Below are 22,345 nucleotides of genomic sequence, written 5' to 3' on the forward strand. Positions count from 1 at the left end.
CGAAAGCGAGGCCGGCAAGGCCACTGAAATCATCACCGATCACCAAGCCGGTGTCGAAGACGGAGGGGTGATCGAACGGCGTTGAGTGCACGGGCCGGGCTCGTCCCTCTGCGTCTACACGGTCGCGTCGCTCCGCTGAACTCTTCGCTTACTCAGTGTAGAAGAGGAAGTATTTGTCACTCAGGGAGTCCGAAGCGGGGCCTTCCACGAGCAACCAGTCATCGTTGTCGAGCTTGATCATCGCGTCACGGAATCCATAGCGGATGCGCGATTCCAGATGGGCGAAGCTTGTGAAATCGTGGAAATCCCGGAGATCGATAGTATCGTTGCGGCCGAAATTCCTTATCGTGTCCTGCGCCGTTCCATCATGAAAGCGGAAGACATCTGCTCCACCTCCACCAGTGAGCACATCTCTGCCCTTTCCGCCGACAAGCAGATCGCCACCATCTCCGCCGAACAGGCGATCCCGGCCTGCCCCCCCAAACAAACTATCATTTCCGGCACCGCCGTTTAGAGTATCATTACCCGCGAGGCCCGTCATGAAAGTCCGGCCCCTGTTGTTGTCCAGGAGATCGTCGTTCCTCTGTGTGCCGATCACGGAAGGCAGGATATTGATGGTAACGCGATTTGCCTCGGCATCCGCGTTGTTGTCGGTCGCGCCGATGGCGCCGTCATCAGTGACCAGATAATCGAACCATCCGCTCTTGCCACCGGCCAGCCAATTCAACTGGTCGAGCTCGTCGACTTCAATCACGTCGCCGGCAGAGACGCGATCCCCCATCAGGAACAGGCGCGCCTCCGGCGACATGGCTGAAATCGTAACCGACTTGAGCTCGTCTTGCTCCAGGTCGTTAAAGACGAAATCGCTATCGTCGAACGTGTAGCTTGCACCACGACCGACATCGATCTGGAAGTTCGTCCCCTCCGGCGCATTGTTGTTTTCAATGCGTTCACCGTCGGCGGAATATCGCTGGAAGAAGGTGGCATCCATGTTGATATCCGAGCGGGTGTAGCGCCAACTGACCAGCCATCCGCCATCTTCGAGCACCACGACGTCGATGCTGCTCTTGTTGCCGCGCCAGGCGGTATCGACGCGTTCCGCATCCGCGACGGCGTTGCCGTCCTCGTCGTAGCGGCGCATGTAGAGGTCGCCAAAGCCGTAATTGCTGTTCCGTTCGGACCAGACGGTGACCCAGCCGCCATCCGGCAGCAGCGTGGTTTCCCGATCGACGATCCAAAGCGGGTCCGGGGATTGCTGCACGATCTCGACATCCCCAATCAGATGCCCTTCCGCGTCCATGCGAATTTGCAGGACATATCCGTTCCAATCGTCCTGCGAGACGGCGGAGATGAGATAGGAGCCGTCGTCGAGGATGAAAATCTCTCCACGAACCAGTTCTTGCGCCGGCACGGTGCCAATCGCTGCGGCCATTCCTACCTGGCTTCCATCCGCAGCGAAGCGGCTAACCATCAGTACGGGTTCTTCGACGCCGTCGCTCTTGGAGACATAGACGACATTGACGCTGCCGTCGCTTTGTTCGCTAAAGGCCAGATCCAGACTGCTGGCAATCTGGTTCAGACCACCGCGCTTGTTCCCCTCCTCATCGAGCCGCTGGAAATATTGTTCCCGGTTCAGGCTGAAAGCGTGGCCCGTCATGCCCGTCACCAGCCGATCGCCATTCGACAGGATGGTGGCGCCGGTCGGTTGGTGCTCATCAGGGAGATCGGTCAGCGCTACGTGGTCGCCGATCAACTCGCCATTATGGCCGATAAGTTGATAATAGGTCTTGTATCGCGATGCCTCATAGTTCTGATAGGTAAAGAGCCATCCCTCGGCCACCGTGGTGATGACCGTAGGCGGATTCATCAACGTTTGAACGAATTCAGTTTTGTAAAGCTTGTCAATGCGCTGGCCATCGGCATCGAACCGGGCCCAATAAAGTCCATCATCCTCCTGGGGTGACAGGAAGGCCGGATGTTGGCCGAAGATCAACCATCCGCCATCATCCAGTGCGACAGTGAAACTTCTCTCCAGGTGAAAATCAACATCCCTGAAGACCTGCTTTTCCCGATAATCAAATGCCGAACTCAAAACCCGACTCCATTCGCCGCCGTTCGTCTGGTGGCGTACCCATTGATTGCCGATTCCCGCCGTACTCTACTTTGAGTAACAACACAACTCGGAACCGGCTAGACCAGTTCGACATCCACGACACCGGGGCTCGCCCTGAGGGCCGCTGCGATCTCCGGCGAGATGCGGTATTTCTCCGGTAGCTCGACCTCGATCTCCTTGCGGCCGTCCTCCTTGATCAGGATGAAGGAGACGAGTCCCTCGCCGCGTGCGCCGAGATGGGTGGTGACGCTGCGGAGTGGGCCGGCATCGCGCAGGAACACGCGCATCGCCTTTTGCATCTGCACCGATTTTTCCTCGAGCGATTGCAGCGAATTGATCCTGAGGCTGATGCCTTCGGGCCGCTCCTCGGCTTCGACGCCGATGACGAAGCTCTTGCCGGTTTCCAGCACGTCGCGGTATTGCGCCAAGGCTTCCGAGAACATCACGGCCTCGAACTGGCCCGAGGAATCCGAGAAGGTGACGATGCCCATCTTGTTGCCGGTGCGCGTCTTGCGCTCTTGCTTCGAGGTCACCGTGCCCGCGAGCCGGCCCGGCGCCTTGCCTTGTTTGACGGCATTGGAGAAATTGGCGAAGGTCTGGACCCGCATCTTCTCCAGGAGACTGCCATAGGTATCGAGCGGATGGGCGGTGAGGTAGAAGCCGAGGACCTGGAATTCCTTGAGCAGCTTTTCCGATGGCAGCCATGGCGCGACGGGCTGGAAGATGATCTTTTCCGGGCCTGAACTCATCGAGCCGAAAATGTCGCCCTGCCCGCTGACCTTGTCGGACACTGCCCGCTGGGCAAAGGCCATAAGGCGATCGATGCCGCCACTCAGAAGCGCGCGATCGACGCCGAAGCAATCGAAGGCGCCGGCGAAGATCAGGCTTTCCCAGACGCGGCGGTTGACGAATTTCGGATCGGTGCGCAGGCAGAAATCCTCGAGGCTGGCGAAGGGCGTGGTCCCGCGCGCTTCGACGATGTGCTCGACCACCGCCTCGCCGACGCCCTTGATCGCGGCGAGCGAGAAATAGATGCAGTTCTCGCCGACCTCAAACGGTCGGAATGAGGTCTGTACCGAGGGTGCGACGACCTTGATGCCGAGGCGTAGCGCATCCTGGCGGAAGTCGTTGACCTTCTCGGCATTGCCCATGTCGAGCGTCATCGAGGCGGCGAGGAACTCGACCGGATGATGCGCCTTCATATAGGCGGTCTGGAACGAGACCACGGCATAGGCCGCAGCGTGGGATTTGTTGAAGCCGTAGTTGGCGAACTTGGCCAGAAGATCAAAGATATTGTCGGCCTGGGGCTTCGACACCTTGTTGGCCATCGCGCCCTGTACGAAACGCGAGCGCTGCTGGTCCATCTCCGCCTTGATCTTCTTGCCCATGGCGCGGCGCAGCATGTCGGCTTCGCCGAGCGAATAGCCAGAGAGCACCTGGGCGATCTGCATCACCTGCTCCTGGTAGACGATGACGCCCTGGGTTTCTTTCAGCAGATGATCGATCATCGGATGGATGGATTCGATCTCCTCGTCGCCGTGCTTGCGGGCGTTGTAGACCGGGATGTTCTCCATCGGGCCCGGACGGTAAAGCGCCACCAGCGCGATGATATCCTCGATGCAGTCGGGCTTCATGCCGAGCAGCGCCTTGCGCATGCCGGCACTTTCAATCTGGAAGATGCCGACCGTCTCGCCGCGCGACATCATCTCGTAGCTCTTGGGGTCGTCGAGCGGCAGCAACGCGAGGTCTATGTGGATGCCCTTTCGGGCGATCAGGTCGACGGCGGTCTTGAGCACCGTCAGCGTCTTGAGGCCGAGGAAGTCGAACTTTACCAGACCCGCCTGCTCCACCCATTTCATGTTGAACTGGGTGACGGGCATGTCCGAGCGCGGATCGCGGTAGAGTGGCACGAGCTCGGCAAGCGGCCGGTCGCCGATGACGATGCCGGCGGCATGCGTCGAGGCATGGCGATAGAGGCCCTCGATCTTCTGGGCGATATCGAGCAGGCGGGCGATGACCGGCTCGCGCTCGGCCTCTTCCTTCAGGCGCGGCTCCTCCTCGATCGCCTTGGAGAGCGGCGTCGGGTTGGCCGGGTTGTTCGGCACCAGCTTGCAGATCCGGTCGACCTGGCCATAGGGCATTTCGAGCACGCGGCCGACGTCGCGCAGTGCCGCGCGGGCCTGCAGCGAACCGAAGGTGATGATCTGCGCCACCTGTTCGCGGCCGTATTTGGCCTGGACATAGCGGATCACCTCTTCGCGCCGATCCTGGCAGAAGTCGATGTCGAAGTCGGGCATCGAGACGCGTTCGGGATTGAGGAAGCGTTCGAAGAGCAGCGAGAAGCGTAAGGGATCGATGTCGGTGACGGTCAGCGCATAGGCGACCAGCGACCCAGCGCCCGAGCCACGGCCCGGCCCGACCGGGATATCGTGCGCCTTGGCCCATTTGATGAAGTCGGCGACGATCAGGAAGTAGCCGGGGAACTTCATGCCCTCGATGACACCGAGCTCGAATTCCAGACGCTCGCGATAATCCTCCTCGGTATAGCCGGGTGCCAGACCGATGGTCTTGAGCCGCATGTCCAGCCCTTCCCAGGACTGGCGCTTCAATTCCTCGGATTCCGGATCGGTGCCTTCGGCGGCGGCCTCACTGGTGAAGCGCGGCAGGATCGGCGCCACGGTCTTGAGGATGAAGGAACAGCGGCGCGCGATCTCGACCGTGTTGTCGATCGCCTCCGGCAGGTCGGCGAAGAGTTTCGCCATCTCGGCGCGCGACTTGAAATAGTGGTCGGGCGTCAGGCGGAAACGGTTGTCGTCGGAGACCATGGCATTGTGGGCCACGGCCATCAGCGCATCATGGGCCTCGAAATAATCCAGCGTCGGGAAGAACGGCTCGTTGGTCGCGACGATTGGCAGTTCGAAACGGTAGGCGAGATTGAGCATCGCGGCTTCATGCCCACGGTCGTAATTTCCATGCCGTTGCAGCTCGACATAGAGCCGGTCACCGAAGAGTGACGCGAGGGTTTGCAGCCGGGCTTCGGCGACTTCCTTCTGTCCCTCGGCGATCGCAACATCCACCGGGCCGCCACGCGCACCGGTCAGCGCGATCACGCCGGGAACGGAATCGCCGAGCCAGGATCGCTTGATATGGATAGTGCCCGGCCCCTCGCCCTGCATATAGGCGCGGCTGACGAGACCGGACAGCGTGTGATAGCCCTCGGCCGTGGCGGCGATCATCACGATTGCCGGCAGCTTGCGCAGTTGCTGCTGGCGGCCGTTCCTGTCGTCGCCGAACTCGTCTTCCATGTCGATCGAGAGCTGGCAGCCGATCAGCGGCTGCAGCCCGTCGCCCGAGGCGGTCTTGGAAAATTCGAGTGCGGCGAAGAGATTGTTCGTATCGGTCAGCCCGATGGCGGGCTGATTGTCGTCGAGCGCCTTGGCGATGATCTTCTTGACCGGCAGCGCGCCCTCGAGAAGCGAGTAGGCGGAGTGGACCCTCAGATGGACGAATTGCGGGCTCTCACTGAGCGCCTGTTCCGTCCCTGAATGAGAATCACCTGCCATGCCATGCCACCGTTTCGCGATGCCGGAATAGTATCGGCACGGTGCCCGTGGCGCGAGTCCTGTTTAAGGGACCCTGTCCTTACCCACTAGAAAGTGATCATCAACACAGCGCAGCTGGTCACAAACATGACGATTGAGGTGAACGCTGCCATGTCTCGAAGAAAATCGGTCATTTACGCCTCCTGTTCGTTTATGTTTCTTATTTGTTCCATTTTTGTTCGCGAGTCAATTGGGCAAATGCTGGGTGGTTAAAAAAGTGTTGAGAGCGACGAGGGACCACCCGCTATTCACAGGGGTCGGAGAACTTTAGCCTGGCAAACGCCTGGCTGACCTTGAATTGGGTTACTGCACCATTCGCTGCACGGTGGCGAAACCGCTCAGGCCAAGCCAGTCCGGCATGCTCCGGGCGATCGCGGGGTCGCCCTCTATGTCGAGTTCGCCTGCATCGGTCTCACGCCGGATGGTGGTGAGACCCATCCAGATGGCGGTCATTGACCGCAGCGATCCACGGACCAGCAGGTCGAGATCGTATCCGGGGTCAAAATTGCAGAGATCGGCACTTCCGTTCTCGACCACCAGCCACCAACTCTTCTGCGAAGCAATGAGTTCGGGATACAGAAACTGAATCGTGCAGCGGCGGGGCGGCAGATGTCCGGCAGCGAGGTTGCGGCGCATGTCCCACATCAGCAGCGAAGGATCGAGATTCTTCAGCGACAGCCTGGATTCCATCCATCGCTGCGCCCAGTTTCCAAGGCCGAGGATGAGCGGGCGAAGCTCTTCTCCAGCGTTCGTCAACCCATACTCCACAGCGCCGCCCGGCTTGCGCAACGTCGTGACCACGCCCGCCTGTTCGAGTTCCTTGAGGCGCTTGGAAAGCAGTGCCGGGGACATTTTGGGGACGCCACGACGAAGTTCGTTGAAACGCGTCGAGCCGCATAGCAATTCGCGCACCACAAGCGTCGTCCAGCGCGAACATAGAATCTCCGAGGCCATCGAAACCGGGCAGAACTGCCCATACCCACCGCGCTCTTGCATTGGAGACCTTTCAGGGCCGTCGAAAAACCCATGATAGTCGAGATTTCCACCAGAGCCAAGCGAGTGACGCCACTGTCCGCAACGGCGTCGGGCAACCGTCTCGTGGGGGGCAGTACAGTTCCTGAACTGGTAGCCGACCGGAAGTGCGCGCAAGATTGATGGCATAGTTTCATAATTGAAGGATATCGACATGCAAGCCGCAGCCGAATTTGCACTCACCCCTCATATGACAGACACCCCTGGGAGAAGCGTCGCCGAGATCGCGGCATCGCTGGCACCCGCAATCGCGGATCGCGCCGCGACGACAGACGAGAGCGATTGCTTCGTCACCGAGAACTACGCCATGCTCAAGGAGTCGGGCCTGATCGAGGCGGCCGTGCCCGTCGAACTCGGCGGTCGTGGGGCGGAGGTCGCAGAACTCGCCGACATGCTGCGCATCCTCGCACATGCCTGCGGTTCCACCGCGCTCGCCTTCTCGATGCACACGCATCAGGTGGCCATCCCGGCATGGCGCTGGAGGCACCAGAAGGTCGCCGCCGTCGAGCCGCTTCTCAAGCGCGTCGCCGCCGAACGTCTGATCCTGCTCTCCAGCGGCGGTTCGGACTGGATCGGCGGCTCGGGCAAGGCGGAAAAGGTCGAGGGCGGCTACCGTGTCAACGCCCGCAAGGTGTTCACATCAGGCGCCGAAGCTGGCGCGATCCTGATGACCGGCGCCGTTCATGAGGCAGCGGACGGCACGCGGTCCGTTATCCATTTCGGCGCACCGATGAAATCGCCCGAGGTGAGAATCGAAAACACCTGGCGGACGCTCGGCATGCGCGGCACGGGGTCCAACGACGTTGTGTTCGAAAACCTCTTCATTCCCGATGCCAACGTGGCGCTGTCGCGAAAGGCGGGCGAATGGCATCCGCTGTTCCAGGTGATCGCGACCGTCGCCTTTCCGCTGATCTATGCGGTCTATCTCGGTATCGCCGAAAACGCCCGTGACATTGCCATCGATCTTGCCAAGAAGAAGCCCGCCAGCGATCACGCGACAAGCCTCGCCGGCCGGATGGATACCTCGCTCCGCGCCGCACAACTCGCGCACCGCTGGATGCTCGATATCGTCGCCCGCAATGCGCCCTCGGCCGAGAGCGTCAACGAAGTGATGATCGGCCGCTCTCTGGTCGCCCGACATGCGATCGAGGCGACGGAGCTGGCGATGGAACTCGCCGGCGGGGCCGGTTTCTATCGGGCTAACGGGCTGGAGCGGCGCTTCCGCGACGTGCAAGGCGCGCGCTTTCACCCGCTTCAGCAGGGTCCCCAGGCGCGATACACGGGTGCGATGGCGCTTGGCCAGCCGGTGGCGGAAATATTCTGACCGCCGGGTAGACAGACGAAAAGCGGGTTTAACTGTCGAAAAGCTGCGTCTCTGGTCTCAACGGGGTCAGAGGCGCGCCGGTGTTCGGCGCCTCCCTCAGAATGCCACCTTCAACCCCCACCTGCACGACTGGATACACCTTGAACGTAGACCCTTTGATATGGCAGGAGTTACCTGCAACTGTGTTGATCAGTAACCCGAACCGTTAACTTTGCGAGCCTGCATTGACCCTCCTCATTGTGCTGATCTCGTATGTGCTCACATCCTGGCTGGTCTTGTTTGTGCATGAATACGGGCATGCCGTTGCGGGCGATCTGGCCGGATTGCGCATATTCGAGATAAAGGTCGGCTCCGGTCCGCGCATTTTTCGCTTTCGCCTGTCCGGCATAAACATCGAGATCAATCTGCTGCCGCTCGCGGGCATCGTGCGTGCATTTCCCCCCATTACGGGACGGCGCTACCAGATGATCATTTTTACCGCAGGTGGTCCCGCCGCGAGCATCCTGTTCCTGATTGCATTTATCGTCATCTCGGATCGGATCGAACCGTCGGAGCTTACAAATGCCATCTTAGTCCCCGCTCTTCTGAGTCAGCTTGTGATTATCTTTCTCTGTCTTTGGCCAAGAGAAGTGCAGATCTACGGTCGGCGGATGGCAAGTGACGGCTTGTCATTCCTGCGCCTGTTGACGAGCAAGGAACCTTATGGGGCGGCATATAGGGCCGGATATCTCGCAACGATCATGCCGTATGCGTCATCAGGCTCAATTCCGCCTACGTTGACCGCGCAGTCGGACCGCCTGGCCTTTCATCTCGCCTCCAGATCACAATCTGATGGCATCCTCAGTGACGCAACAATTCTCGGCCTGGACCAAGCGCTGTCTAGTGGCGACACCCATCCTGCGGAGGAAATGATGGTGCTGGACGCCCTCATTACCGACCTGCTCTGCCGCGATTTCTCTCGCTATCGCAACGAAATGGATCGCTGGTCGAAGCGCGCGCTCGAACTCAACCCCACATCCGCGACGCTTCGCGGCTCTCGAGGCTCGGTACTCGCCGAGCTTGGCCGACATGACGAAGCGTTGGCGATGCTTGCGGATGCCGAGAACGGGCAGGATGTCAACGACTGCATCGTCAACGCCTACCGCGCGCTGATCCATTTCCGCCAGGGCAGCAAGGATCGGGCGTCGGATTTATTCAAAGTGGCGCTGTCGCGCTACAAGGCCACGGAATGGAAAGAATGGCCGGTCTCGCGCATCATCAGCAGCATCGGTATGGAAATAGGCGAAGTCGTACCACCCGGCAAAGCCGTTTCCGAGCAGGTTGCAGCATGAAACCGGTCAGAATGCCACCTTCAGCCCCACCTGCACCACGGGCAGCACCTTGAACGGCGCGATCCGGTTTCTCGCACGCTCCGCCTGGTCGCGAATCTGGTCGCGGGTGAAGCCGAGTTCGGTGGCGCGGGAATTGTAGCTGAGCGAGGGCGTGCCGGCATAGAGCGCGCCGAGGTCGAAACTGAGCGAGACCCGCTCGTTTATGTTTCTTATTTGTTCCATTTTTGTTTATGAGTCAATTGGGCAACTGCTGAGTGGTTAAGAAAGTGTTGAGGCGCGGGCGACGATACCCGGTTTCCACATTTTCAAATACAAGGAAGCGTATGCAGGTTGTGCGCAAAGTTGTAAGCATTTGCTACTACCCGATCTAACGAACGAGGATAGGATGAAAAAGCGTCCGAGCCGCAAAACACGCAACGAGCATATTTACGCTACAACCGTTGGCGCAGAGAGTGAGCTTTCAATCTCGATCAACAGTCAGACGGGGGAAATCAAATTTAATAAAGCGATGCAGAACGTCTATTCTGAGATTACTTATGATCGAAAGAAGGGGCCGAAAATACTGTCGCGAATACCGCAATCTTTTGGCGGAGCTGCGTTTGATCCCTCAGATGCAATAGCGAAGCACTATGACTTCCTTTGCGCCGTAGACACCAACACGCGCATAATAAATGGCCACAAAATATCCGTAACAGGGATCGTTACATTTACAGAAGCGCCGCCACCGCCGGGTGCCAGTAGATACTGGAAACTTGATGTCCCTTTTTGCTGGGAGTTCCGTGATCTAAAGGTGGAAGCGGCTGAGAATTTTGGTTGGCAAGCGGCATTGGAATCACTTGAAGAGCGGGACTTTCTCTCTCCTTCCATGAAGGTCGGAGTCGTCGTTGACTCTGATCTTGGCAACTTGCCTCAATATAATGATCGAGTGAAACCCTTTTTTGAGCAAAGATTTCTGCCACCAAATGTCCGCCTCATTTATGCGAGCGCAGATGCTGGTATGGAGGCAATTACAAATAGAGTTCTTTCGGTGGCAGACTCGGTTTCCACCCAAGTTCTCAATGCAATAGAGAATGGCGACGTTGAATTTAATAGCAAAATCGTCGAGAGCCCCTGGTATGAAGGAATTCGAATTATTCACCCAGACGCTCAGACTTACGAGTTGAAGTTCTGACGCGCCTCGATGTCTTAACTCCTGCCCTCCAGAAAGATGCTCAGCTCAAAACTGTATTTTCAGCCCCACCTGCACCACCGGATACACCTTGAACGGCGCAATCCGGTTTCTGGCGCGCTCCGCCTGGTCGCGAATCTGGTCGCGGGTGAAGCCGAGTTCGGTGGCGCGGGAATTGTAGCTGAGCGAAGGCGTGCCGGCATAGAGCGCGCCGAGGTCGAAATTGAGCGAGACCCGCTCGTTGATCGGCACGGAATATCCGGCGCCGATATAGGGCTGGATCACATTCTGGCGAACGGTGAAGTCGGTCAGGGGATCATCGACGGTGACTTTGCTGCCGCCCATCTTCGCTTCCATGTTCTTGACCTTGCCCTCGATCTTGTTGGCCGAAAGGCGCACGCCGCCCGACACATAGAAATCGCCGGCGAAGGGGAAGTAATCCACGGTGACGCCGCCGTTGAGCAGGGTCAGTGTCGAGGGCAGATCGGATTTGCGGTCGTGATAGACATAGGAGGTCGAAAATCCTGATATGCCGGCGCGGACCTGCCAGTTGTCGTTCCAGCGGTAGCCTGCCTCGATACCGGCGCCAAGCGTCGAGACGTTGGGAATGATGAAGAACCGGTCGGAGGCCAAATACTCGTCGGCAAGCGATGGTCCCGCCGTGAGCGAGGCGAGCAATCCGAATGCCAGTGCCGGCAGTTTCATCGACCTTCTCCAGCCGCGCGATTCTGCGGCAACCGGCCGGGATTCCGGACCTTGCTCGAAGATAGTCGTAACCTGTTGAGAGAGTTCTAATTCCGGCCGCGTCCGGCCACGAAATATCATCGATGATTGTTCACCGGCAGGAGACGGCGTCCGACTTGCATGCGGGATAGCCGATGTCACCCAGAGCGGGGATATCGAAGCCCGACGGCTCGGCGTCGGTGCCGGCTGCGAGCCTGGCATGGGCATCCGCCGCCGCGTCGTGCAGGCGGCCGAGCCAGCGGCAGAACTGGCGAAGGTGGTAGAGGTTGATCGACAGTGTGGAGATCGCGCCCTTCTCGTCCCATGCCATGGTTCCCGCCTCGACCGAGAGGCGCACCAGCCGGTAGAGTGTGCTGCGCGACAGGCCGAAATGCCGGCTCATATCAGGAATATTCAGGTCCCGGGCCGGAACCCAGGCCTCGCCGGTGGCTTCGACCGGCAGGTGGCGCAGGATATCGCTCATGACCAGCCAGCCGCCGCGCATATCCTGGGTGAGGCTGACATCGATTGGTGGCTTCATCCATTTGCCGTCGGCGAGCAGGCTTGCCGCGATGTCGAGATACATGCGGCGCAGGCAATCCTCGCCGAGCGAGCCGGTGTCCTCTCCGGTAGCGCTTTCGACCACCAGCCGCGTCCAATCCAGCATCACGGCCTCGGCGCCCGGGGAAAGCGAGATGAGGCGGATGCGCCGGTCGCCTCGGCATTCCTTTTTGGTGAGATAGCCATAGGCGACCAGCTGGTTGAAGAAGGCGAGCGAGGTGTTGCGGCTCGCTATGCACAGCTCGGAGGCACGGTCGCAGATCCAGTTGGCCGCGGCACCATGCATGCCGCCGGCGTTGTCGGCATGGCCGCAGGTGTCGGCGATCAGGTGCAGCAGCAGCCACTTCCGGCGCGTATCCACGAAGCGCAGGAACCGGCGGTGCCTGCCGTGGAATTCCACGCTCATTTCGACGTATTGCCTGATTTGCGGCAACAGGTTTTCGTGGCCGCTGATATCGGCGCGATTCATCAACATTGTCGTCTAACCCTTTGTGGTGTCGAAGGTTTTTCAGGCCCTCTTCTTGAGCCTAAAATGCCTGCGACCCGGGGCACACGATGTTACGCCGGGAACAATCCCCGAATTTTTTTCATTTTCGTCCGAATAAATTTGAATGGCGATCCGTAGCTGCCTATTTTCCGACACAGCGGGGGACGAAAGCATTGACATCCAAGGGGTTTAGCGGGCGCACCGGCTTGACCTTTTGGCAGCAAAGCCTTCTTCTTGGCTGCATCCCACGAGTCTGAAGCGGTGATCATGGCGAAACGCGCATTGAATATTCCGAATATGCTGACCTATGGCCGCATCCTGGCGGTTCCGCTGATCGTCCTGTGCTTCTTCGTCGAGGGCCGGCTGCAAAGTACGGATTTCGCCCGCTGGACCGCGCTCGGTCTTTTCGCGGTCGCATCGATCACCGATTATCTCGACGGCTATCTTGCACGCATCTGGAACCAGACGTCGAATATCGGCAAGATGCTCGACCCGATCGCCGACAAGCTGCTGATCTCCGTCTGCCTGCTGCTGCTCGCCGCCGACACCGAGCGCACTATTGCCGGCTGGTCGCTGTGGGCCGCCATCATCATCCTGAGCCGCGAAATCCTGGTGGCGGGATTGCGTGAATATCTCGCCGACCTCAAGGTCTCGGTGCCGGTCACGCGCATCGCAAAGTGGAAAACAACAGCACAGATGCTTGCGATCGGCTTTCTGCTGGCCGGCCCTGCGGGCGAAAAAGTGCTGCCTTTCACGATCGAGATCGGCATCACTCTGCTCTGGGTCGCAGCGCTTCTGACTGTCTATACCGGCTACGACTATTTCCGCGCCGGCCTCAAGCATGTGGTGGATGAGGAATGAAGGCGTCGCTCGTTTATTTCGCCTGGGTGCGCGAACGGATCGGCAAGGGCCACGAGGAAATCGACCTGCCGCCCGATGTGATCACCGTCGGCGACCTGCTCAACCATCTCAAGACGCTCGGCGAGGAATACGAGATCGCGCTCGAGCACGACCGGGTGATCCGCGTGGCGCTCGACCAGGAACATGCCCACCATACCGACAAGATCGCCGGGGTGCGCGAGATCGGCATCTTCCCGCCGATGACGGGCGGCTGAGATGGCGAGGGTCGAGCCGGTCATCCGGGTACAGGCCGAGGATTTCGACCTGGCTCGCGAAAGCGCGCTGCTCTCTTCAGGCCGACGCGATATCGGCGCGGTCGTCAGCTTCACCGGATTGTGCCGCGACGAGGGCGGCAGGCTTGCTGCTCTCGAACTCGAACATTATCCGGGGATGGCCGAACGCGAGATCCGCCGTATCTGCGAGATCGCCATCGACCGCTGGCCGGTGACGGGCCTGACCGCCATCCACCGTTTCGGCAAAATCGCGCCGGGCGGCAATATCGTGCTCGTGCTGGCGGCTTCGAGCCATCGGCAAGCCGCCTTCGACGCCGCCAATTTCGTGATGGACTACCTCAAGACCTCTGCACCCTTCTGGAAGAAGGAGCATTTTGTCGATGGCAGCGAGGGCGGCTGGGTGAGTGCCAGGGATGGGGATACCAGCGCGTTCGAGCGGTGGCGCGACAAGGATTAAACCCGCCGCTCCTGCCTTGCCACGACTGCGAGGATCACAAGGCCCGAGAACATCGCAAGATCGCGCCAGACATAGGGCATGTAAGCGCCCCACATCGTCTCGGCGAGACCGTAGAGTGCCGCGCCAAGCGCGCATTTTGCCGGTGACGACTGGTCGCCTATGGCGGCGATCATCACCACTTTGAGCCCGAACATCAGGCCGGCACCGAAATCCATCGATCCGTAATAGGCCGTGGCGAGCACGCCGGCGACGGCGGAAATTCCTGCCGTGATCAGTGCCGCCGCGACGAGAACCCTGCCCGCATCGACCCCCAGGAGGGTCGCGGCAAAGGCATCATCCGACACCGCGCGCCAGCTGCGGCCTTGCTTGCTATAGGCGAGCACGGCGGCGCCGAGCAGCACGATCGCGGTCATCGACACGACATTGATGACCTGGATCGCGGTAAGCACGACGGGATAGCCGGGATGAGCCCAGAAGGTGATACGCTCATTGAGAAAGGGCGACAGCCAGAGATCCTTGGCACTTGCTGCGATCCGAACCAATTCCATCAGCACGATCATGATGGCGAGCGAGGCGGTGATGACCGAATTGGGCGATATGCGCGCAAGCGGCCGGATCACCTTGTCCCCGACAATGGCCGCAGCAAGCAGCGTATAGGTGATCGATGCCGTGGCGCCGATCGCGAGCGCCGCAGGATAGATCAGCCACAGCCGGTCGTAGCCGAAAGCGGTGAAATAGACGAAGACCTGGCCTGCGAAGGCGAAGAGCGCGCCTGGTGTGAAATCCGCGCGTTTGGTCAGCGCGAAACTTAGCGAATAGCCGAAAGCCAGCATGGCATAGAGCGCCGCGACCGGTGCGGCATTGAGACTCTGCTGGAGGAAATAGGCGAGTTGGGTGTCGCTGAGCATGACGAAATTATAACTGGCAAAATAGTTTTTGCCAGTTATAATTCGTACCATGACGTTTCAATGGACACCACATCGCTTTACCGGTGGCGCGCTGGCGCTCGATGTCGCCAACAGCGTGATCCTGCGCTTCGACGAGAAGCGCCGGACGGATCGTTTCGCGGTGCCGGAACAGTTCGGCGCCTTTGCCGAGGCCGCGAGCGAACTTTCGGCGGAGCGGACGGACTTTCCCGATCTTGCGCCGGTCGAGGATCGACGGAAAGCGGATTTCATCGGGCTCAGGGAGGCGATCGATGCGCATTTCCGCCATCGTACGCTTCATGGCGCCGATGACCATCGGCTGGTCGCCGGCTTGCTCGGGCGGCTTTCAGCGACGTTTGCGGCCCATGCCGGCAATTCCGGTCCTGGGCCCGATCCCTGCCCCGTCGATCTCGCCACGGCGCGTTCGGCGCTGAAGCTGATCGCCTCGCCGGATACGGAACGGCTGAAGATCTGCCCCAATTGCGAATGGCTGTTCATCGACCGCAGCAAGAACCAGAGCCGTACCTGGTGCGACATGTCCGTCTGCGGCAACCGCGCCAAGGCACGGCTTCACTACAAGAAGAAGCGCAGGGAGGCATCGCGATGAAGAGGCTCGTGATCATCCCTGCCCTGCTGGCCGGATTGCTGCTCTCGGCATGCCAGCGCGAACCCGAAGACTACATCACCATCAAGGGCAAGGTTTTCATCTTCAACATCAGGGTGGCGCGCGCCTTCTACATGCTGACGCTCAACCGGCTGCCGACGACGCCCGACGATGCGGTGGTGGTGGCCGAGTTCGAGGATCCCGCCGGGGGTCCACCGCTGATCAAGGAGCAGAAGGTGTTCCCCAAGATGACGCGGATCGATCTCCAGAGCCCGGATGTCAATTGCGTGGTCACCGGCAAGGCCTACAAGATCAAGATTACCCTCAAAAGCGCCGATGGCGAGGAACTGCAAACCATCGACACGACGCTGAACTCGACGCTCGACGCGACCATGCTGCCGGAAAAGGCACTCGTGCTCGGCGCCAAGTATGACCGGAACCCGGAGGCTTTCAATCCTGATGGCTCGATCAAGTTCCGCAAGAAATGTGGCTAGCACCATTGCTGGGCTTGAAATAATTCCTTGGCCTTATACGTTCGCCATAGAGAAGCCTTAGTGAATCCGGAGGCTTGGCACTCTTGCAGAGGCGAACATCCTTGATTTCGAGACGTGCATTTCTCCTGGGATCGACCCTGCCGCTTGTCATAGGGTTGCGGCCCGGTTTCGCGCAGGAGGTTTGCGCGTCACAGGATCACATTGTCCTGCTCGCAGACTATGTGATCGCCAACCGTTCCAAGCTCCCGAAGCTGCAGAACCGCCGGCATGGTACGGTCTCGGCCTATCTCAAGATCATGTATCAGCAGCTTGCGGCCGAGCAGATCGCGGCGCTCGTCGAGCCGCTTGCCAATGCCAAGGTCGATCGCGCCCACGAACTGCTTATGACATGGCGGATCAGCACCAACGGGCTTGAGGAAACGCTGACGAGCGCTGCGCCGGAGGGTCAGAAGGACTTCCTGATGATATCAGGCGGAGGCTTTTCGCCGCTTCGCGCCGCAACCCGCTCCGGCGAGATTGCATTTTTCTTCGACAAGCTCGCGGCACTGCCAGAGGAGAGCCGCCGCGGACTCGAAAAGGGCGCCGCCCTCTCAGTGATCGATGTCGATGACGAGTCCAAGAAGGCACTCGGCGCCGAGGCATTGACCCGGAAGCTCTATGTCTTGGCCGCCAGCCTTGCCGCAACACAGGATGACGCGAACGCCTGGCCGGTATTCCTCGCGGCGATGCAGGACCTTGGGCGCGCCGAGTCGCTGACCACCATGCTTCACTGGCTGCCGGCACTGAAGGGAAAACCTGCTCTGCCTCGCCCGGCACCTGCCGATGCGGAAGGGAAAATGGTGCGCGCGCTGATCCACGAAACGACGATCGCCGCGGCGCGGATACCCGAACGGGACTATCTCGGGACCTATCTCAACCAGACCGGCGATTTCGCCGGCGCCGGCCGGGCGGCAGCCGCGATCATCGACCTGACTCGCGACGGCGGCACGATCGACATGGAGACGGCCTGGCTGGTGATCTATGAATCGCTGGTGGAATCCTCCGGCAACCGCGCCGAGATGGACCGGAAACTCAAGAACATTCCGGTGACCGGCGTGCGGTTCGGCGGCGACAATGTGCGCGAGGTCCTCGACCACATGCTGGCGATCGAGGCGCTGAAGACACATGCCGCCAATGGCGGTGCTTCGCGGCCGCCAGAACTCGAAGGTGCTTCGGCGGATTTCAAGCCGCAGTACAAGGCGTGGCAGGACGCAGCCGCCGTGATCGCCGCCGGCGGCGACCTCGCCTCCCTGAAATCGAGCGGCCAGAAGCTGTCGATTGCCGCAAATCTGCTATTTGCCTCCGGTCGCCATGAGGAACTGGCGAAATTCCTGACCAGCACCGTGCCCAATTCGGACAGCATCCGGCTCGCCGAACTGTTCGCCGAGGCGCTCGACCGGCATTGCAACAGCTACCTCGCCTTCCCCGCCGAAGCTGTGCTGATGCCCGGAGCGCCTATGTTCAGGTTCGAACCGCGGGCATGAAAAAACCGGGATGCAGCGCATCCCGGTTTCCTGAATAGTATCAATTCTCTAAGGCGTGCGCCTCAGGACTTGAATCAGCCGACGATCTCGGTGCCCGAGAACCAGTAGGCGATTTCTTCGGCGGCCGTTTCCGGAGCGTCCGAACCATGGACCGAATTTTCGCCGATCGACAGGGCATGGACCTTGCGGATGGTGCCTTCAGCCGCGTTGGCCGGGTTGGTGGCGCCCATCACTTCGCGGTTCTTGGCGATGGCGTTCTCGCCTTCGAGGACCTGCACGATGGTCGGAGCGGAAGACATGAATTCAGTGAGCTCGCCGAAGAATGGGCGATCCTTGTGAACGGCGTAGAAGCCCTGGGCTTCGCGCAGGCTCATCCAGACGCGCTTGGAAGCGACGACGCGAAGGCCTGCATCTTCCAGCATCTTGGTGATGGCGCCGGTGAGATTGCGGCGGGTTGCGTCCGGCTTGATCATCGAAAAGGTGCGTTCAATCGCCATTTTCAGGGTCCTTTGTCTTGGTTTCCTTGGGTGGGCGGCTCTTAACCGCCTTCCCAGGGGAAAACAAGGGGTCGGAGCGGCCGGAACGCGGCAGATGTCGGATTTTCATGAACCTGTCACAAGAGGGCCTGTTCAATAAATGTTATCCCTGACATCAATGATCGTCACTTGATCGCACCCGCCATGGACGATTAACTGGCATCGACTGTGAGGGGAGATCTATCATGAAAGACCATTTCGAGATGTTCGCCGCCTATAATCGCTGGGCCAACGAAGCCCTCTATGCGGCCGCGACCACGCTGACGCCGGAGGAATTCGGCTCCAATCGCGGCGCCCACTTCGGCTCGATGAAGGGCACGCTCAATCACCTGCTCTGCGCCGACCGGATCTGGATGCGGCGGTTCACCGGCGCGGGCGACGCGCCGGCCGCGCTGGACGTCATTCTGTTCGAGGAACTCGCGGCGCTCGAAGTGGCGCGCAAGGTGGAGGACGAACGGATCGCGGATTGGGTTGCAGGCGTCGAGGAAGAGTCACTTGGACAGAATTTCACCTATACGCCGATCACCAATCCGCAATTGGTCACCCAGAAGCTCGGCTCGGCGATGCTTCATTTCTTCAACCACCAGACCCACCATCGCGGCCAGTGCCACATGATCTTGACGAGCCTGGGCAAGCCCAGCCTGACACTCGACCTGGTCTATTTCCAGCGGTTCGCCGGAAAGCAGTGGCTATAGCAGCAATATCCGGCACCTTTCGGCGAGGGCCTCATTCGCTGTCCATCTTTACACGGCGTTGGAAGTCCACGCTGACGACGTTGCCACGCAGAATGCGGGCGGGTGGTCGCATGTGCCGGCGGATTTCGTCCTCCGCCTTGCGCCGATTTTCCTCGATCAACGCATCGATCGCTTCAGGATCGACGTTGGCCGCCCTGAGTTCGCAGACCTGACGGTAGAGCTGGGCAACAAGCTTTGTATAGTAGGCGATGCTTTGCTGGTGCTCCACGCGGGAAATATATCTTTCCTCGAACCACTGGGTCATGGCGTTCACCTGTTCGATGAAGCAGAATAACACCCGGCTTTACCGGGTGTTCCAGAAGTTTGCTTGTTTGGCTAAGAGTTTCCGGCGACAGGCAGCCACAGTGTTTCGCTTTGGAGCATGGCATCCGGTGGCCCCATGCGCCCGGGTGCCAGGGTTGCATCAGAGGACGAAGTCGTCTTCCACCAACTTGATCCGGCCTTTGAGTTCGATCATGAAATCGGCCTGGCCATCGGCGTCGACAGTGCCTTCGATGAAGGTCTTGTTGCCGGAGAAATAGTATCGCAACTCGCCCGGTGTGTTGGAGAAATCGTTCTTGCCGATGAAGGTGAAGGCATCGTTGGCGCCACCGATATTGGCATCGAGTTCATTGAGGATGATCCTGTCGCCCTGATGGTGGCTGAAGTCCTGGATCAGGTCGCGGCCACTCCGGTCGACATGGGTGTCGTTCATGAGGTGGTAGATGAACTCGTCACTACCTTTACTGCCTTTCAGGATGTCTCGCCCTTCGTCGCCGGCGAGCTGATCGGCCCTCGAGCCACCCGTGAGCCGGTCGTTTCCGACCTCACCACTGATGATCCCAACGACGCGACCACCGGCTCCGATATAGCGATCGTTGGCGTCGCCGAAGATGATGCCGCCGTCGAATCTCCCGGAATTGATGATCGTCTGCCGGCCACTGGAGTCGGTACCGTCATAGGCATAATCCGCCTTGGAACTGATCTTTCCGTCGTTGACCAGGCGGAAGTCTTCCTCGCCGTTGCGATAGATCGCAGCGGCCGACAGGCTTTCCGTGACGATCAGCCCGGTGTTGAACAGGCGCGAGGTCGTTCCGGTATCGTCGCCATAGAGTGAAATCGCATTCGTGCCGCCGCCGAGCTGGCCGTCGTTCCTGACCACGCTGTTGCTGCCATAGATGACCGCACCGCTGAATGTCGAACCGATCACCGAAGCGTCCGAGGCGATCGTCAGCCGTTGGTTGGCGTCGAGTGCGCTGTCGCCCAAAGTCATGCCGCCGATATGGCCGATGACATCACCCCTGACGACGACCTGGTGGCCTGAGCCTGTGCCGAGCATCACGATGTCGTCGAGACTGTTGAGAAGCACCCCCTTTTTGACAAGCGCGTCATCGACGGCGCCGAGTTGGCCGATAACACCATTTTCTGAACGATCAGTACCGAAAACCTGCAGACCCATCGCCATTCTCCTTCAATTTCTCGATGGACAAAGATGCTTGCTGCAAGGCGCGATCCAATCGCGCCAGTCGGAGAAACCTACGCCCGCACGGCGAGCAAACCTGTTACCGGGGGAACATCGTTGGCGCCTGGGATCTGATCCGGGCAGCCCGATAAACCGCCCTGCCCCTTGCCTTCCCTGATATCCCGGTTATTGAGAGCGCCATGATAACGATTTCCAATCTTTCGATCCGGATTGCCGGACGCCTGTTGCTCGAAGACGCCAGCGTCTTCATTCCCACCGGCTTCAAAGTCGGCTTCGTGGGCAGGAACGGCGCGGGCAAATCCACCCTGTTCAAGGTCCTGACCGGCGAGATGGTGCCCGAGGGCGGCGAGGTCTCGCTGCCCAGGAGCGCGCGCATCGGCCAGGTCGCCCAGGAGGCCCCGGGCACCGACGAGCCCCTTATCGACATCGTGCTTGCCGCCGACAAGGAGCGCGCGAGCCTGCTGGCGGAGGCCGAGACGGCCACCGATCCGCACCGGATCGCCGAGATCCAGATAAGGCTTGCCGACATCGACGCCTATTCGGCGGAGTCGCGCGCGGCCTCGATCCTTGCCGGCCTCGGCTTCGACGAGGCGGCACAGCGGCGCCCGGCCAAGAGTTTTTCCGGCGGCTGGCGCATGCGCGTGGCGTTGGCCGCGGTGCTCTTCGCCGAGCCGGACCTGCTTCTCCTCGACGAGCCGACCAACTATCTCGACCTCGAAGGCACACTGTGGCTGGAGGATTATGTGCGGCGCTATCCGCATACGGTCATCATCATCAGCCACGACCGCGACCTGTTGAATTCGGCGGTCAATTCGATCGTCCATCTCGACCAGAAGAAGCTGACCTTCTATCGCGGCCCATACGACCAGTTCGAGCGGCAGAAGGCGGAGGCCGAGGAGCTACAGACCAAGGCGAAGGCGAAGAACGAAGCCGCGCGCAAGCACCTGCAGAGCTTCATCGACCGCTTCAAGGCGAAGGCGACGAAGGCCAAGCAGGCGCAGAGCCGGGTCAAGGCGCTTGAACGCATGGGCACCGTGGCGGCCGTCGTGCACGATCATGTCCAGGGCTTCAGGTTTCCCGATCCGAAGAAGGAGGCCGCCTCACCGATCATCGCCATCGAAGGCGGCTCGGTGGGCTACAGACCCGGTCACCCGATATTGACCCGGATGAACCTGCGTATCGATACCGATGACCGCATCGCGCTGCTCGGTTCGAACGGCAATGGCAAATCCACCTTCGCTAAATTCATCTCCGGCCGCCTGAAGCCGGATTCCGGTGGGCTGACCGTCGCTCCGAGCCTCAAGATCGGCTTCTTCGCCCAGCACCAGCTCGACGACCTCAGGCCCGAGGAAAGTGCCGTGGCGCATGTCCGCCGGCTGATGCCCGGCGATCCGGAGGCCAAGGTCCGCGCCCGCACCGCGCAGATGGGCCTTGCGACGCAGAAGATGGACACTGCCGCCAAGGATCTCTCCGGCGGCGAGAAGGCACGGCTGCTGATGGGACTCGCGGCCTTTGACGCGCCCAACCTGCTGATCCTCGACGAACCGACCAACCATCTCGACATGGACAGCCGCCGCGCGCTGATCGAGGCACTCAACGACTATTCGGGCGCAGTGATCCTGATCTCGCATGACCGCTATCTGATCGAGGCAACCGTCGATCGGCTGTGGCTTGTCCGCGACGGAACTGTCAAGCCGTTCGAGGGCGACCTCGAGGAATATCGCGACATCGTCGTGGGTTCATCGAAGAAGGGCAAGAAGAGCAAGCAGGAAGATGCGCCGGTCCTCCCTCCCGAGCCGACCGGGGCTGAACCCGCCAAGCGGATCAATCCGACCTTGCTCAAGAAAAAAGTGGATGAACTCCACAACTTGATGGGCAAGATTGAGAGATTGATTCAAGGCATTGACACCGAACTCGCCGATCCCGCGATCTTCGCCAAGAACCCCAACCGGGCAGCGGAACTCGCGAAGGCACGGGCGAATGCCGAGAAGAAACTTGCCGAGACCGAGGAAGAGTGGCTGCTGCTGACGGCGGAGATGGAAGCGGCGGAATAGCCTAGCGGACGACCCGGCATGCCCTTGCCTCCGTCCGCTGTTCTGCTAAAACGCCAGTCA

General features: G+C 60.1%; 21 protein-coding genes. 11 read left to right on the plus strand and 10 right to left on the minus strand.

Translation table 11 applies throughout. The annotated features are described in order from the left end of the window. Nucleotides 1-148 precede the first annotated feature (148 nt). The 3 genes from ACSQ26_RS13100 to ACSQ26_RS13110 all read right to left on the minus strand — a co-directional run bounded on the left by ACSQ26_RS13100 (nt 149) and on the right by ACSQ26_RS13110 (nt 6,711). Nucleotides 149-2,092 carry a calcium-binding protein gene (locus ACSQ26_RS13100; RefSeq protein WP_436009406.1) on the minus strand — a complete coding sequence of 648 codons (1,944 nt, stop codon included), beginning with the start codon at nt 2,090-2,092 and terminating at the stop codon, nt 149-151. Between the two features lie 98 nt (nt 2,093-2,190). Beyond that, nucleotides 2,191-5,676, minus strand: coding sequence for a DNA polymerase III subunit alpha (gene dnaE / locus ACSQ26_RS13105; RefSeq protein WP_436009408.1), 3,486 nt, complete (start codon nt 5,674-5,676; stop codon nt 2,191-2,193). A 342-nt stretch (nt 5,677-6,018) separates the two neighbouring features. Further along, a complete protein-coding gene (locus ACSQ26_RS13110; protein ID WP_436009410.1) occupies nt 6,019-6,711 on the minus strand; it encodes a winged helix-turn-helix transcriptional regulator in 693 nt (230 codons plus the stop codon). Nucleotides 6,712-6,937: 226 nt separating this feature from the next. Between ACSQ26_RS13110 and ACSQ26_RS13115 the strand changes: the two genes are divergently transcribed. Both ACSQ26_RS13115 and ACSQ26_RS13120 read left to right on the plus strand, forming a co-directional pair. After that, entirely contained in the window at nt 6,938-8,071 is a 1,134-nt protein-coding gene (locus tag ACSQ26_RS13115) for an acyl-CoA dehydrogenase family protein (protein ID WP_436015254.1), read from the plus strand. 224 nt (nt 8,072-8,295) lie between these two features. Continuing rightward, a complete protein-coding gene (locus ACSQ26_RS13120; protein WP_436009412.1) occupies nt 8,296-9,402 on the plus strand; it encodes a site-2 protease family protein in 1,107 nt (368 codons plus the stop codon). Between the two features lie 6 nt (nt 9,403-9,408). Here the strand turns inward: ACSQ26_RS13120 and ACSQ26_RS13125 are convergent, their stop codons facing one another. Then, on the minus strand, nt 9,409-9,624 hold the full coding sequence (locus ACSQ26_RS13125) for a hypothetical protein (protein ID WP_436009414.1): 216 nt from the start codon (nt 9,622-9,624) through the stop codon (nt 9,409-9,411). A gap of 163 nt (nt 9,625-9,787) precedes the next feature. Here ACSQ26_RS13125 and ACSQ26_RS13130 point away from each other — a divergent pair, with 163 nt between their 5' ends. Beyond that, on the plus strand, nt 9,788-10,573 hold the full coding sequence (locus ACSQ26_RS13130; RefSeq protein ID WP_436009416.1) for a hypothetical protein: 786 nt from the start codon (nt 9,788-9,790) through the stop codon (nt 10,571-10,573). A gap of 45 nt (nt 10,574-10,618) precedes the next feature. On the opposite strand, the gene ACSQ26_RS13135 is transcribed toward ACSQ26_RS13130, so the two are convergent. Continuing rightward, on the minus strand, nt 10,619-11,275 hold the full coding sequence (locus ACSQ26_RS13135; RefSeq protein WP_436009418.1) for an outer membrane protein: 657 nt from the start codon (nt 11,273-11,275) through the stop codon (nt 10,619-10,621). Nucleotides 11,276-11,405: 130 nt separating this feature from the next. Continuing rightward, entirely contained in the window at nt 11,406-12,329 is a 924-nt protein-coding gene (locus ACSQ26_RS13140; protein WP_436009420.1) for a hypothetical protein, read from the minus strand. Nucleotides 12,330-12,608: 279 nt separating this feature from the next. Between ACSQ26_RS13140 and pgsA the strand changes: the two genes are divergently transcribed. From pgsA to ACSQ26_RS13155, 3 genes are read left to right on the plus strand one after another with little or no spacing between them, the layout of a single operon-like run. Then, a complete protein-coding gene (gene pgsA, locus ACSQ26_RS13145; RefSeq protein ID WP_436009422.1) occupies nt 12,609-13,202 on the plus strand; it encodes a CDP-diacylglycerol--glycerol-3-phosphate 3-phosphatidyltransferase in 594 nt (197 codons plus the stop codon). After that, on the plus strand, nt 13,199-13,456 hold the full coding sequence (moaD, locus tag ACSQ26_RS13150) for a molybdopterin converting factor subunit 1 (protein WP_436009424.1): 258 nt from the start codon (nt 13,199-13,201) through the stop codon (nt 13,454-13,456). Before pgsA ends, moaD begins: the two co-directional genes overlap by 4 nt. A gap of 1 nt (nt 13,457) precedes the next feature. Next, nucleotides 13,458-13,931 carry a molybdenum cofactor biosynthesis protein MoaE gene (locus tag ACSQ26_RS13155; RefSeq protein WP_436009426.1) on the plus strand — a complete coding sequence of 158 codons (474 nt, stop codon included), beginning with the start codon at nt 13,458-13,460 and terminating at the stop codon, nt 13,929-13,931. Here ACSQ26_RS13155 and ACSQ26_RS13160 read toward each other — a convergent pair. Further along, on the minus strand, nt 13,928-14,839 hold the full coding sequence (locus ACSQ26_RS13160; protein WP_436015256.1) for a branched-chain amino acid ABC transporter permease: 912 nt from the start codon (nt 14,837-14,839) through the stop codon (nt 13,928-13,930). The genes ACSQ26_RS13155 and ACSQ26_RS13160 overlap by 4 nt on opposite strands. Before the next feature lie 49 nt (nt 14,840-14,888). Here ACSQ26_RS13160 and ACSQ26_RS13165 point away from each other — a divergent pair, with 49 nt between their 5' ends. The 3 genes from ACSQ26_RS13165 (at nt 14,889) to ACSQ26_RS13175 (ending at nt 17,478) form a co-directional block, all read left to right on the plus strand. After that, nucleotides 14,889-15,464, plus strand: coding sequence for a CGNR zinc finger domain-containing protein (locus ACSQ26_RS13165; RefSeq protein ID WP_436009428.1), 576 nt, complete (start codon nt 14,889-14,891; stop codon nt 15,462-15,464). Beyond that, nucleotides 15,461-15,955, plus strand: coding sequence for a hypothetical protein (locus ACSQ26_RS13170; protein WP_436009430.1), 495 nt, complete (start codon nt 15,461-15,463; stop codon nt 15,953-15,955). Before ACSQ26_RS13165 ends, ACSQ26_RS13170 begins: the two co-directional genes overlap by 4 nt. Before the next feature lie 101 nt (nt 15,956-16,056). Then, entirely contained in the window at nt 16,057-17,478 is a 1,422-nt protein-coding gene (locus tag ACSQ26_RS13175; protein WP_436009432.1) for a hypothetical protein, read from the plus strand. Nucleotides 17,479-17,552: 74 nt separating this feature from the next. Here ACSQ26_RS13175 and ndk read toward each other — a convergent pair whose 3' ends face one another. Next, nucleotides 17,553-17,975: a nucleoside-diphosphate kinase gene (gene ndk / locus ACSQ26_RS13180; protein ID WP_436009434.1), complete on the minus strand. Its 423-nt coding sequence runs from the start codon at nt 17,973-17,975 to the stop codon at nt 17,553-17,555. 224 nt (nt 17,976-18,199) lie between these two features. On the opposite strand from ndk, the gene ACSQ26_RS13185 reads away from it, so the two are divergent. Then, complete coding sequence (locus ACSQ26_RS13185) at nt 18,200-18,709, plus strand: DinB family protein (RefSeq protein WP_436009436.1); 510 nt, start codon at nt 18,200-18,202, stop codon at nt 18,707-18,709. Nucleotides 18,710-18,740: 31 nt separating this feature from the next. On the opposite strand, the gene ACSQ26_RS13190 is transcribed toward ACSQ26_RS13185, so the two are convergent. Then, nucleotides 18,741-19,013, minus strand: a complete 273-nt coding sequence (locus tag ACSQ26_RS13190; protein ID WP_436009438.1) for a hypothetical protein — start codon at nt 19,011-19,013, stop codon at nt 18,741-18,743. A gap of 159 nt (nt 19,014-19,172) precedes the next feature. Beyond that, nucleotides 19,173-20,207, minus strand: coding sequence for a calcium-binding protein (locus ACSQ26_RS13195; RefSeq protein WP_436009440.1), 1,035 nt, complete (start codon nt 20,205-20,207; stop codon nt 19,173-19,175). A 203-nt stretch (nt 20,208-20,410) separates the two neighbouring features. Here ACSQ26_RS13195 and ACSQ26_RS13200 point away from each other — a divergent pair, with 203 nt between their 5' ends. Next, nucleotides 20,411-22,285, plus strand: coding sequence for an ABC-F family ATP-binding cassette domain-containing protein (locus ACSQ26_RS13200; RefSeq protein WP_436009442.1), 1,875 nt, complete (start codon nt 20,411-20,413; stop codon nt 22,283-22,285). Nucleotides 22,286-22,345 lie beyond the last annotated feature (60 nt).

Origin of the sequence: Rhizobium sp. LjRoot254 (assembly GCF_964254105.1) — a bacterium.
In the GTDB taxonomy this organism is placed as follows: domain Bacteria; phylum Pseudomonadota; class Alphaproteobacteria; order Rhizobiales; family Rhizobiaceae; genus Rhizobium_E.